Below are 12,923 nucleotides of genomic sequence, written 5' to 3'. Positions count from 1 at the left end.
GTATAACAAATGTATCTAAACAAAAAAGCCCACTCACAAAATAAGCAGGCTTTTCTATCGTGGAATAAAACAAGTCTTAGAAATCAAATGCCACATATAATTGCAAAACTGAATTCTTCGCATTGTTAGCTGCTTCACCAGCGAAAGATCCTGACTTGCCTATTTCACGTAATCCATAATTATATCTTAATCCTATCTGGCTGGCATCAAAATCAAATGCGGCACCACCTGATAGTCCATAGTCAAGTGTATTAAAATCATCTCTGTCCAATTGAGCTACTCCATTCACATTTCCGTTTGAGTCAACGTCTTTAATGTTTACGCCAACCAAGAACCCTATATATGGTCCAAGATGTAAATTAAAATCTCCTATGTGACCAACGAAAAGAACAGGAACCTCCAGATAGTTTAGATTGTATCGGTATTTACCGCTTCCCAGGGCACCATCATAAATAATTTCAGCTCCTTTGTTTGAATAGGTAAGCTCAGTTTGAAATGCTCCATTAGCTGACTGATGCCAGAGTCCAAGATTGAGTCCCAACTTCATGTTTTCATCACTCACATCGTCAACATAAAGATTGGCAAAGTTTGCTCCACCTTTCAGACCACTTCTTTGAGCCATTGAAAGTCCAGACATTAATAGTAATACACTTAATAATATTGCTTTAGTTTTCATAATCTTGATTGTTTTTATTCCTTCAATTCTTAAAAAGAAGGGCCCACAGGACGTGAGCCCTTGAGTCACCACAACCCATAACCGATCCTAGCTTTTTACAGCTACAACCAGATATCTTGAAATCTCCCAGAATTTTTCCGGGTTCTTGATATCTATATACTTAATCACTTCTCCATCTTTCACGATTTCATATGAATCTGATGGATGCTCCGTGATAAGATCCACTTTTTCTGCGTCGACAATAAGTCTATTGGTAGTTCTTATGTCTATCTCGCTAAATTTTTCCCTGGCAGCATCTGGATCTAGTTCATTTGTTTTTCCAAACCATAGGAATCCACCTTCTTTATTGACAAGACCATCTTCCAGGAGTGACTTTTCAGTCCCAATAGCAAAAAAGGCTTTACTCATTTGATCTTGCTGCATGGTGATTTTAGTCATTTGAGTATCAATGGTCTCTTCTTGAATATCTACTTGATATTCCAAGGACTTAATGTCTGTTGACAATTCAGCAATTTCAACTTCTTTTTCTTGTAACTCTTCTCTTAATAAAGCAATTGATTTTTTTCGATCATCCAATTCTCTGGCAAGCTGGTTAACACGATTCTTAAATGAATTAAGATTAATATTTGCATTGTCAAGCTTTGCTACCAAACGAGATACAGTCTCATTAGTCTCTACAATTAGGCTATCAATCATTGTCATATCTTTGACCATTTGCTTCTTATCAGCTGGGGTAAAATCGTTTGATCCACTCACATCTGTAAGTAGGTTTTCTCTTTGCTTAATTTTCTCTATCCTGCTTTCAACCGTGTACATGATATCAATAATCTCATTGTAAGCGGAATCACGTTCCTGAAGTTCTTCTTCCAATTGTTTGGACTGAACGGTCAATTCCTTCTTCTCCTCTTGTATGGAGATGAACACTACAGCAAGTGCTACAGTGAAGACAAGGCCTATCACCACCGCGAGTATATTTTTAGTTTGTTTTTTCATGATCGTATTTTTTAAAATGTTACTTTAATTCCTAGTCCCGGATCCAACGCTATGAAAGCATCGCCATCTGTATCTACTTCAAAAAATGGCTTAAAGTCCAGGCTCATAGCGATAGGCACTTCTTGAATTTTATATTCGATACCAAAAATCCCATCTATTCCAAGTCCGAATTCGGATGTTTCTCTACGGTAAAGACCATCATTGCGAACTACATCAGATTGCGTAGCTATGTGACCACCTATACCGTAATACCAATTCAGGCCTGGTTCATTAAATGCAGGCGCATATCGTTCGACCAATAGAGTTGCCGAAAAAGCATTTGGATAAAATCCAATTATACCTTCAATCGCTTTATTGGAATGTGTGAAGTGTTTGATAGTTAATCCTGAAGTCCCAAGCCCACGAACACCAATGGCAGTTTTATAAGATGTACCTGTTTTAAGCTGTTGTGCGGTTAAGGGAGCGACAAAGAATAAACTTATTAGAATAGTCGCTAAAAATTTATATGGTTTCATAGTCGTTTGATTTTCTTTACGACTATAAGTTCAATTCTTATGCCCTCATCATAAAATATTGATAATCAGACATTTAAATAATCTAATACTTAAGCGATTTTCTCAAAATGAGAAAATGCATCTTACTGAGAGGATTCCTTTTCTTCTTTAAGTAACCTGTAGATAGTTGACTGCCCGATATCAAGTTTATCGGCTACCAGCTTGATGTCGTCATCATATCTTTTAAGGTAAAGGTGAATGATGCGCATCTGATAGTCACGCATACTCATTTCTTCTGTCAAGACATCAGCTATTACATCTTTTTGAGCGAAAGTGATATCATCAGGCACTATCTCATGACTATCAGCCATAACCATTGCTAACTCTACTATGGATTTTAGCTCTCTTATGTTTCCGGGAAAAGAATAGTTCATCAATTTCCTTAGAGCATCTTGAGAAAAGGATTTGGCATCTTGTTGATTTTCTTTCGCAAATTCTTCTGCAAAGTGTTTTGCCAAAATGATAACATCTTTGTCTCTTTCCCTTAATGGTGGAAGTTCTATTGGAAGTCCGAAAAGTCGATAATATAAATCTTCCCTGAAATTCCCATTTTTAACTTCTTGCTGCAGATTTCTATGAGTGGCTACAATTACTCTGCAATCAATTTTAATAGGAGACGATCCCCCAACTCGAGAAATCTCTTTTTCCTGAAGTGCTCTTAATAACTTAGCTTGAAGAGATACATCCATTTCACCAATCTCATCCAGGAATAATGTGCCTCCATCGGCTTGTTCAAATTTTCCAATGTGTTTTCCGGTGGCTCCTGTAAAAGATCCCTTTTCATGGCCAAACAATTCACTTTCTACTAAATCCTTTGGGATAGCACTCATATTTACAGGCACAAATGGTTTTGTTTTCTGCTTTCCATTATAATGAATGGATTTTGCAACCACTTCTTTACCTGTTCCGGTTTCTCCGGTGATCATTACAGTTATATTGGTATTGATGGCTTTTTCAATCAGTCGAAAAATTCGCTTAATGCCCGCACTTTGACCAATTATATTGTTTTGAAATTCATATTTCTTTTCAACTTCTTTTTGAAGTGTTTCTACGCGAGCTTCTAATTTTTTATTCTTCCCAAGCTTATTCAGAACATGTATTAGACGATCTCTTATGTCATCGGTTTTAGTGAGGTAGTCATAGGCACCTTTTTTTAAAAGATTAATGGCCGTTTCTATGTCTTGTTGTTCTGAGATGATAATTACCTCGATAGCAGGATTAATTGCTTTGATTTTATCAAATAATTCAGCTCCTGTATAATCAGGAAGTCTGAAGTCAAGGGTGACAAGCTGTGGTTTTTCTTTTAACTCCTGAAGCATGGACTCACCGTCGGCGAAAGCTTTTACATTATGGTCAGGGTTTAAGCTTAGGGTGTGAACAAGTAGTTTCCTATACCATTCGTCATCTTCAACAACAAAAATTTTAAATGACTTCTCGTTCATATATCTAGTTTTTTTGTAAATCTAATTGAAGTGAATTAACAAGTTTAAGGGTAGAAGATTTGATGGTTTCGTACTCGTCTAACGAGATAGAGTTACCCTCTCTTGCAGATATTTCATTCTTTTTAAGTCGAGCGACCAGATCATTTGCTTTTAGATGCCTGGCAGGTGCAATGATTTTGTGCAGTACTTCACCGATATTTCGCCAGTCCTCATTTTGATAGTGCTGTTCAAGTTCTTTTAGATTTTCAGTAGTGCTCGATATAAATGTTTCAATCATATCTCTTACGAAATCTTCATCTCCCATTTTTGAAAGTGCCGATAAATCATACATGTTTTCTTTATTATAATCCTGTTTTTTATAAACTTGTTTACTTCCAGTTGTTGTGTGATATTCTTTAATGATTTCGAGTAACTCTTGCGTATCAAATGGCTTCCTTAGGACATGATCAATGCCTGAATTTTTTGCCATTTTCATATCCTGATCAGAAACGGTGGCTGTCAACCCAATTATTGGGGTATCAACATTTAATTTTCCAATGTTTCTGATTTTTTCTGCCACTTCAGGGCCATTTAAGTGCGGCATTCTAAAATCCATAAGAACTACATCGTATTGTGTTTTACTCATTAGTTCAAATGCTTCTTCACCATTTTCTGCGAAATCGTAGGAGATTTCATGCTCCATGAAAATTGCTTCTAATAGTTTTCTATTGAATGATTCATCATCAGCAATCAAGATATGCATGTTCTTGAGCTTGATTTCTTGCGCTAAATCTTTAGATGGTAGCATTGTTGCATCAGCAGTGCCATATGGAATGTTTACAGTAAACTTCGTTCCCTCTCCCTCTACACTTTCAAGTTTTATTTTACCCCTGTGAATAGTTACTAATTTCTTGGTGATTGAAAGTCCAAGGCCAGTTCCCTCTCTCTTATCATCTCTATTTACCTGCTCAAACTCATCAAAAATAGTTTTTTGCCTATTTAGCGGGATGCCAATGCCGGTATCAATTATTTCAAAAATCACATTAACGATTCCATTTTTCGTTTTCTTCCCAACAGTAGCCTTAATTGTAACCTCTCCTCTATCAGTAAATTTGATGCTGTTTGAAATGAGATTGAGTAGTATTTGCCTTAATCTATAAGGATCCCCAATTACTACCTTCGGTAACTCATTTGTATTGCATTTAATCTTTAAGCTTTTTTCTTCAGCTTTATCAGCTAAAAGTTTAGCTGTATCTTTTACTAATTCTACCAATTTAAAAGGCTTCTGTTCCAACTTTATCTTACCGCTCTGAAGTTTGGAGAAGTCAAGTACATCATTAAGGATATGCGTGAGATGGTCGGTTGATTGCCCAATGATCCGCACGTAATCATGTTGTTCTTTGTTTAGGTCTCCTTTCAAAAGAATTTTAGCAAATCCATTAATGGCATTCATCGGAGTTCTAATTTCATGGCTCATGTTTGCAAGAAACTGCTCTTTTTCCTTAGCCAGTTTTAAAGCGTTTTTTCTTCCGGATTGAAGAATTTCCTGATGCTTTTTTGTCCGAATAATATAAATGATGAGTACAGTCAGTGTTATTAATAAGAGTACCGGAACAACCACACTGAACATTGTCACATATTTACTCGTGTACTTGGCGATACCGCTTGCATCAGCGGATTGCTCCCTGATTTTTCGTAGTTCCCATTTCTCCATTGTACTGATAAGCGAGGAAATCTCCTTCTGAATGTCTTGATGGTCCTGTTGCAGCGTCAATTCTTTCAACTTCTGCGTATAGGCTTTTTGTTGTGACCTTCTGGCAATAGAGTCCAATTGACTGTTAACTAATTCTTTATATTCTGCAGATCCGTAAATATCTAAGGTGTCGGAGACAACTTGCGGTTCTTTCTTTCCGAAAAGCCGTTGTAAAAAGCCTCTCTTTTTACGCATTACAGTGTCTTCTAAAACCTGTTTGGTTTGAATTTCATTTAGCTGGTCTTTAAGATTTGCAAAGGCGGCTTCCATCGATTCATAATCGAGATTGGCTACCTGTGTCAGAATGGTGCCTTTTGTGAGGATAAGGTTTCTTAAAGAGTCGACAGAATTTAGAATTTCTTGGTCAACATTTTTATTCTTGAGTGTATCCAGAATTTGAATAGCAGATTCAATGCTGTTTCGAAATTTTGACATGTGAGATTGCTGGCTGGTATACACATACCTCTCCATCGAATGATCAATCTCTTGCAATTCTAATTTTATGTCATTGAAAAGTAGCAGGTTGACATGTGGCTTGGCTTCATCTTCAAGGGTACCAATGATGTCGTTTAAATTGGAGTACGCAAAAAAGCCCAGAAGCGATGCACCAATGGTCAATACCAATAGCGATGTTCCTAAAATATAAGGGAATCTACTTCTCTTCAAAGATGTTTTTTTCTTCAAAGGTGGTAAGGTTTGTGGTAACTAAAAAAGGGGGCAAAGCCCCCTTCATAATTTTTGATTATTTCAACATGATGTTTGCAGTCACTGTAGCGTCTGCACTCACACTTACGGTGTTTAACAGCGATCCGTCAATTATCAAGTCAGTTTCAACTCTGCCTTCAAATTCAAGATCTTCATCATTGTCGGTATTTGAATAAGAAGCTACAATGATTTCATAATCACCCTCTTCCATAAAGGCAAGAGTGTACGATCCGTCTTCAGCAACCACTGCTGAATTGACTGACCCTTCATATCTGGTACTACCTTCAGCTGGTTCAGCTTCTTCTGACGCTGAAAATGTTCCTTTATTATATGCATAGACCACTAATCTTTCAGAGTTGTTTGACTGTCCTTCAACAGAACCTTTAATTACTCCTGTAGTTTCAGCTACCACAAGTCTCGCAGTAGGTCTTAACTTAAATGTATTGTTACCTGTAAAGACAAGTGCTTTTCTTAAATCTACATCAGCAACAATATTAGTAGTCGTATTAGCAGCTACATCGAAGGTTCCATTAACCTTATATCCTGATGTTGTTCCACTCGGAATTTCCAGACTTTCTTTTGTTCCATCTTTCATTTCAATATAAGAGTCTGTAGCTCCTGAAATAATGAATCTGATATCTGAATAGGTCCCGGCTTCAAGGTCTCCTTCACCTATAAAATAGGTTTCACCATTTTGATATGCCATAAGGTTAAATTCTTTTGGGGTATCAAAAGATGCCATTGTTTTAGTCTCTCCATTCGCTGTAGCTCTCACTTCACTCACAGACAGCATAACCTTATTTACGTTTTCAGCATCAACGGCAGCATCGGTTATTGCCACACTAGATTTACCATTGGATGATACTTCAGCACTTCCGTCTCCACACGCAAACAGTCCTGTTAAAAGGGCTATGCTTAATAATTTAGATGTTATACTTAACTTTTTCATTTTCGAATAGATTTTTGTTCAACATTAATTTCATACAGCTTAGTGCTAAGCCTATGCCAATAGGTCATATGGAGATGAAAACCCTGATTCTGTGGATGAATGATCGAAAAGTATCGATAGGAAACTAGCGCCTATTCTCAATGTGGGAAAGTGATTATAAAAATGAGAGGAAATCGGGTGTGATGAAATGAAAGTTTTAAAGACTGTCGTCTAAAACAAGTTCAAGAATTTGCCTCTAGCGGATAAGAATCACCACAAAGAACCTGCCCACATCTACAGTTTAGAAATTCCACCTATTCTTAGTAGCCCTGACAGGAATCGAACCTGTATCAAAAGTTTAGGAAACTTCTATTCTATCCATTGAACTACAGGGCCAAGCTGGAAGTGGCAAATTTAAAAAACTTAATAAACCTCTTGTTGCATATAGTTAGGGTATATACGCATGTGTACTTTTTTTACCTCGGTAAAGAGAAGTTCTTTTATTTCTGGAACACCCCGGCCGGTTTTTGCACTTATTTGGGCTGACAAACCTTTCCCGTTTTTTGAAACCGGTTCTTCATTCTTATCGATTTTATTGAAAACTTTAATTGTTGTGATATCATTCGCGCCAATTTCCGAAAGTGTTTCATCAACGACCTTTATGTGGTCCTCATGAGATGGGTTAGAGGCATCAATAACATGTAGTAAAATATCAGCCTCCATTACTTCAGCTAAAGTAGATTTAAACGATTCAATCAGTGAATGAGGTAATTTTCTAATAAATCCTACTGTATCTGAAAGAAGGAAAGGAATATTATTAAGTACTACTTTTCGTACGGTAGAGTCTACAGTAGCAAAGAGTTCATCTTTTGCATAAACCTTTTCTTTGCTTAGAATTTTCATAAGTGTTGACTTTCCGGCATTCGTATAACCAACCAAGGCTACTCTAACAATTCCACTTCGGGATTTTCTTTGAGTATTTGATTGCTTTTCAATTTTTTCCAGCTTTTTCTTTAGGACATTAATCTGGTCACGAATAATTCTTCTGTCTGTTTCTATCTCTTTTTCTCCGGCACCCCCTCGCGTTCCTGTGCCTCCTCTTTGCCTCTCCAGGTGAGTCCACATTCGAGTAAGTCGTGGGAGTAAATATTGATACCTTGCCAGCTCAACTTGGGTTTTTGCTTGAGCGGTTTTTGCTCTTTTTAGAAAAATATCAAGGATAAGTAAGCTACGATCGTAAATTTTAACTTTAAGCTCTTTCTCAAGGTTTCTTATTTGCGAAGGAGAAAGATCGTCATCAAATACAACTACATCAATTTTATCAACAACGCACATGGTTTTGATTTCTTCCAATTTTCCTTTCCCTACAAACGTTCTTGGGTCTGGATGCTCTAGTTTTTGAGTGAATTTGGAAAGAATTTCAATCTGAAGCGTTTTGGAGAGAAACTCGAGTTCATCCATCATCTCTTCCATTCTCTCATCCGATTCAGATTTAGAGCCAACAGCTACCAATACACCTCTTTCGTTCTTTTTTGCAGTTTCTATCATATTCTTCGCAAAGTTTGCTAATTAAGCATAGCTTACAAAAGTTTACTATTCAAAAAGGTTTTACACAGTGAAGATCGCTTTTGTTGCCAATACTTGCTGGAATATCTACAATTTTCGTAAAGGTCTCGTTCATCATTTTCTTTCAAAAGGAGATGAGGTGATCGTTCTTGCCCCAAAAGATGAATATACCGATCGAATTAAATCTTGGGGTGTGAAATGGTTAGACACACCATTAGAAGGGACAAGTGTAAACCCTTTTAGAGAGTTTAAATATCTACTCAGGATTTATTCAATTTTTAAAAGCGAGCGACCAGCGTTGGCTTTGACCTATACGATCAAGCCTAACATTTATTCATCATTAGTATCGAAATGGACTCCAACAAAGGTTATTTGTAATGTGAGTGGATTGGGAACAATTTTCTTGACGACCGGATTAATCGGGAAACTGGCGCTGATCCTATACAGGCAAGCTTTTAAGTTTTCGTCGTATGTTTTTTTTCAAAATAGTGATGATCGAGAGTTATTCACATCAAAGATTAAAGTTGAAAGTTATAAAATTGGACTAATACCCGGGTCAGGAATAAACTTAGAACAATTCAAGCCTCTCGCTTTTACACAAAACACAAAAACTAAGTTTTTGATGATTTCGCGATTAATTATAGAAAAAGGAGTACGGGAATACGCAGAGGCAGCTAAGGCATTTAAAGATGACAAAAATGTTGCCTTCACATTGGTGGGAAAATTTGACACTAATCACTCCAGGTCCATTGATGAAAAAGAATTAAAGCAATGGATTACCAATGGATGGATTCAATATCAGCCTCATTCAGATAATATTTCTAACATTATAGAATCACATGATGTAATTGTGTTGCCATCATATAGGGAGGGTACGCCGCGAACTTTGCTTGAGGGTGCTGCTCATGCACGGCCACTCTTAGCTTCAGATGTGCCTGGGTGTAGAGAGGTTGTTAAGAATGGTTATAACGGGTTTTTATTCGAGCCGTTAAACTCATCAAGTTTGATTAATAAAATGAAGCTCTTTCTTTCTTTGAGTATAGATGAAAAAAAACATCTTGCGAATAACTCACGAGAGTTAGTTGAGAAGAATTTTGATGAAAAATTGGTAGTTGATGCTTATGAAGAAGCAATACATCGAATCATAAAGGTCTCCTAGAATATTTCTCCTATTTTTACGGCTTATAAACACTTATCTGTGAACCGTTTAGTATTAATTGTTTTAATCGCCGTTTTAAGTAGTTGTAAAGCTTATAAGCAGGATATCATGTTCCGTTTAGATAATGATTTCACCATGGAGGATTTATCCAGAGTGACGAATGATGTTGAAAGTAACTACGAGCTTGCACCTAATGATGCTTTACTCCTAGATGTTTTTACTAATGAAGGTGAAAGACTGATTGATCCAAATATGGAAATGATTGGTGGTTCAGGCCAGCAACAAGGTCAATTTAAGGATCGCTTTCAATACATTATTCAGGCTGATGGAATTGTGACTTTCCCAATGATAGGTGATTTAAATCTTGAAGGATATACCTTATTTGAAGCAGAAAGAATCATTGCCGAAAAATTTGACAGTGTATATAAAGGTTCTTTTGTAAAACTCAGAATAACGAATCGAAGGGCATTCGTTTTGGGAGCACCAGGAGGTCAGGTAGTACCCATACCTAATGAAAATACGAGCATCATTGAGGTTTTAGCTTCTGCTCAAGGTCTTGATATGGGAGCGAAAGCTCAGAATATTAAGTTAATCCGTGGAGAAGATGTTTTTCGAATTAACCTTTCCACCATAAGTGGAATGAAGCAAACGAATATGTTGGTTGCGCCTGGAGATATCATTTATGTTGAGCCCTGGAGAAGGCCATGGCTTGAGACGTTGAGAGATGTTTCTCCGGCCTTAAGTCTTGTTTCGAGTGTCTTAACTTTAATTGTTGTAGTTCAGAATCTCTAATGGAAAACAACCATCTTCCCCTAAATTCGATCGATAACGAGGCAGATTTTCTGGAATCTTTTGATCTTGAAAGATTTTGGTATGTTCTTAAGCGTAGTAAATTCTGGATGATTGCATTCATTATTCTTACTACATCTCTTGGGTATGTTTATGTTAGGTACACAAAACCTGTATATAGCTCACAATCAGTAATAAAACTTGATTTTCAAAGTGAGGCAAACGTACTTGGGCTGGTAGATTTAGTAAACACCCAAGATAGAAATGAAATTTCCGGAGAGATTGAATTAATCAAATCACAGCTTTTTTTGTCTCGAGTTGCCGAAGCTGCCAAAATGGATGTTTCGTATCATGTATATGGGAGATACCTTACGGATGAGCGCTATCGGAATTCTCCATTTATTGTTTCATACAAGATTAAGAATACTGATTTTTATAATCGCCCTTTTGATATTGAATTCGGTGCAGAGGACTCATTCAAAATCACTTATGGGATCAACGGGCAATCTAAGACCTCTAATCATGCTTTTGGTGAAGAAATAAAAACGGATGATTTTAATTTACTAATTGAGCAAACCGAAAACTTCTCCTCTACTGATGATAATAAGTACTTCTTCATAATTAGTAGTGGTGATGCGCTGGTTAAAAGACTACAGAGTAACCTTCAGGTTCAACCTGAAAATTTTAATGCAAAAACAATAAGAGTTTCTTATTCGGATCATAATAAGTATAAAGCCAGAGATTTGGTCGACTTAATTGATTCATTGTATCTGAATTATACCCGTGAAGTGAAGAATGCTGCAATTGAGCAAAAAATAAGCTTTCTCGACAAACAGATTGATGCTACTGAACAGAAGTTGTCAGAATATGAAGACTACTTTGAGGAATTCACTATCGAAAATAGAACGACAGATCTTGGTAAAGATCTGAATCGGACGATTGAGCAACTTTCAGTTCTCGATTCTCAACGATATGGGTTGAGAAAGAAGATGAGTGATCTAAACCTTATCCAAAAGCAGGTAAAAAATAAAGATGCAATTGCTGTTAATCCATTATTACTCGAACAACTCCCATCCTCTCTAGCAAAGTCTATAATTGATTACTCTGACCTTCAACAGGAGAGAGAGTTAAAACTGGCATCCTATAACGAGACCTCTTACGTTATTGAACAATTAGATGTAAAACTCGAAAAAACTGAAAGTCTGCTTTCTGAATTGCTCATTTCTTATGATAACTCATTAGAGGATCAGCTAAAACAAGTAGATAGAAGGAGAAATATCTTAGAAGGGAATCTTTCTCAAATGCCAGCTATGGGGACCGAATATGGAAAAAACAGGAGGGTCTACGATATTCAGGAAGAGTTCATGCTTCAATTGCAAACGTCAAAAATGGAATTAGAGATCACAAGAGCGGGAACCGTAACAAAAAATGTCATTCTGTCTCCTGCATCCTTGCCAAATGCCCCAATAAAGCCTCAAAAAGTACTAATAATTGGCGCAGGCTTCATGGTAGGAGTGGTTTTAAGTATCGTATTTCTTTTAATACGGTATCTGGCCCATAATAAAGTAGCCGGTGTGAGGGAATTAGAACGATTGGTAAATGTGCCCATATTGGGCGCGATTCCTCATTACAATAAAGAGACTTTGAACCAAACCTCATTGGTAGTGAAAAAGGATTCGAAAAGCTCACTTAGCGAGGCGCTGAGAACCATTAGAACTAACATGGACTTCATACATCAGGGAGAGGGGACCAAATCTATAAGTGTAACGTCGACAATTTCAGGTGAGGGAAAGACGTTTGTAGCTTCAAATTTAGGGGCCATAATGGCTATGACCGGCCAGAAAGTCTGTGTAGTTGATATTGACATGCGAAAACCAAAAGTGCACTTGGCATTTGGCGGTGAAAGTAGTAGACATGGCGTTAGTACTATTTTATCTGGCAAGAGTAAAATAAAAGAGAGTATCCAAGAAACCCCTATTGAAGGCCTGAGTTTCATTTCAGCTGGCCCAACCCCTCCGAATCCTTCCGAGCTTTTACTCCAGTCAGAATTTGAGGAAATGCTAAAGGGTCTGGATAAAATGTTTGATGTTGTAATCCTGGATACACCACCTGTGGGACTTGTAACAGACGGCAGACTAGTAATGAAATACTGCGATATTCAATTGTATATAGTCCGAGCTGATTACTCTAAGCGTAGTTTTATTAAGGTTCTCAACGATTTAAAATCGACAGGACAATTTTCTAGAATGACTACTATTCTAAACTCGATAGATTCTACGCCAGGCTATGGCTATGGCTATGGCTATGGTTACGGCTACTATACCGAAGATGAATCAAAAAGAAAGAAAGTAGCTTCAAGTCTAAAAAACCTCTTCTAAA

The 12,923-nt window shown here is 37.1% G+C and carries 10 protein-coding genes and 1 tRNA gene; 3 read left to right on the top strand and 8 right to left on the bottom strand.

The features are described from left to right. Positions 1-76: 76 nt before the first annotated feature. From ACO05G_RS13530 to hflX, 8 genes are all read right to left on the bottom strand, one after another. Positions 77-676, bottom strand: a complete 600-nt coding sequence (locus ACO05G_RS13530; RefSeq protein WP_421763234.1) for a porin family protein — start codon at positions 674-676, stop codon at positions 77-79. A gap of 87 nt (positions 677-763) precedes the next feature. After that, on the bottom strand, positions 764-1,669 hold the full coding sequence (locus tag ACO05G_RS13525) for a hypothetical protein (protein ID WP_421763233.1): 906 nt from the start codon (positions 1,667-1,669) through the stop codon (positions 764-766). 11 nt (positions 1,670-1,680) lie between these two features. Then, positions 1,681-2,184 carry a hypothetical protein gene (locus ACO05G_RS13520; protein ID WP_348281618.1) on the bottom strand — a complete coding sequence of 168 codons (504 nt, stop codon included), beginning with the start codon at positions 2,182-2,184 and terminating at the stop codon, positions 1,681-1,683. Between the two features lie 122 nt (positions 2,185-2,306). After that, complete coding sequence (locus ACO05G_RS13515) at positions 2,307-3,665, bottom strand: sigma-54-dependent transcriptional regulator (protein ID WP_421763232.1); 1,359 nt, start codon at positions 3,663-3,665, stop codon at positions 2,307-2,309. A gap of 4 nt (positions 3,666-3,669) precedes the next feature. Continuing rightward, the gene (locus ACO05G_RS13510; RefSeq protein WP_421763231.1) at positions 3,670-6,081 is read right to left on the bottom strand and encodes a hybrid sensor histidine kinase/response regulator; all 2,412 of its coding nucleotides are present in this window, start codon (positions 6,079-6,081) and stop codon (positions 3,670-3,672) included. Between the two features lie 58 nt (positions 6,082-6,139). Then, a complete protein-coding gene (locus tag ACO05G_RS13505) occupies positions 6,140-7,051 on the bottom strand; it encodes a DUF4382 domain-containing protein (RefSeq protein WP_421763230.1) in 912 nt (303 codons plus the stop codon). Between the two features lie 303 nt (positions 7,052-7,354). Beyond that, positions 7,355-7,426 (bottom strand) — tRNA-Arg (locus ACO05G_RS13500). Between the two features lie 27 nt (positions 7,427-7,453). After that, the gene (gene hflX / locus ACO05G_RS13495) at positions 7,454-8,578 is read right to left on the bottom strand and encodes a GTPase HflX (protein WP_421763229.1); all 1,125 of its coding nucleotides are present in this window, start codon (positions 8,576-8,578) and stop codon (positions 7,454-7,456) included. 67 nt (positions 8,579-8,645) lie between these two features. On the opposite strand from hflX, the gene ACO05G_RS13490 reads away from it, so the two are divergent. From ACO05G_RS13490 to ACO05G_RS13480, 3 genes are read left to right on the top strand one after another with little or no spacing between them, the layout of a single operon-like run. Beyond that, on the top strand, positions 8,646-9,755 hold the full coding sequence (locus ACO05G_RS13490; protein WP_421763228.1) for a glycosyltransferase family 4 protein: 1,110 nt from the start codon (positions 8,646-8,648) through the stop codon (positions 9,753-9,755). Between the two features lie 39 nt (positions 9,756-9,794). Beyond that, on the top strand, positions 9,795-10,547 hold the full coding sequence (locus ACO05G_RS13485) for a polysaccharide biosynthesis/export family protein (RefSeq protein ID WP_421763227.1): 753 nt from the start codon (positions 9,795-9,797) through the stop codon (positions 10,545-10,547). Further along, entirely contained in the window at positions 10,547-12,922 is a 2,376-nt protein-coding gene (locus tag ACO05G_RS13480) for a GumC family protein (protein ID WP_421763226.1), read from the top strand. The genes ACO05G_RS13485 and ACO05G_RS13480 overlap by 1 nt, the downstream gene beginning before the upstream one ends. The last annotated feature ends 1 nt before the right edge of the window (position 12,923 follow it).

Source organism: Ekhidna sp., assembly GCF_965227465.1.
In the GTDB taxonomy this organism is placed as follows: Bacteria; Bacteroidota; Bacteroidia; order Cytophagales; family Cyclobacteriaceae; genus Ekhidna.
The sequence above is the reverse complement of the archived record's forward strand: the minus strand, read 5'-3'. Positions and strand labels throughout refer to the sequence as shown.

Bases quoted from the DNA above. Each gene is read 5' to 3' on its own strand.
- ACO05G_RS13530 (WP_421763234.1), bottom strand. From the start codon at position 676: ATGAAAACTAAAGCAATATTATTAAGTGTATTACTATTAATGTCTGGA.
- ACO05G_RS13525 (WP_421763233.1), bottom strand. From the start codon at position 1,669: ATGAAAAAACAAACTAAAAATATACTCGCGGTGGTGATAGGCCTTGTC.
- ACO05G_RS13520 (WP_348281618.1), bottom strand. From the start codon at position 2,184: ATGAAACCATATAAATTTTTAGCGACTATTCTAATAAGTTTATTCTTT.
- ACO05G_RS13515 (WP_421763232.1), bottom strand. From the start codon at position 3,665: ATGAACGAGAAGTCATTTAAAATTTTTGTTGTTGAAGATGACGAATGG.
- ACO05G_RS13505 (WP_421763230.1), bottom strand. From the start codon at position 7,051: ATGAAAAAGTTAAGTATAACATCTAAATTATTAAGCATAGCCCTTTTA.
- hflX (WP_421763229.1), bottom strand. From the start codon at position 8,578: ATGATAGAAACTGCAAAAAAGAACGAAAGAGGTGTATTGGTAGCTGTT.
- ACO05G_RS13480 (WP_421763226.1), top strand. From the start codon at position 10,547: ATGGAAAACAACCATCTTCCCCTAAATTCGATCGATAACGAGGCAGAT.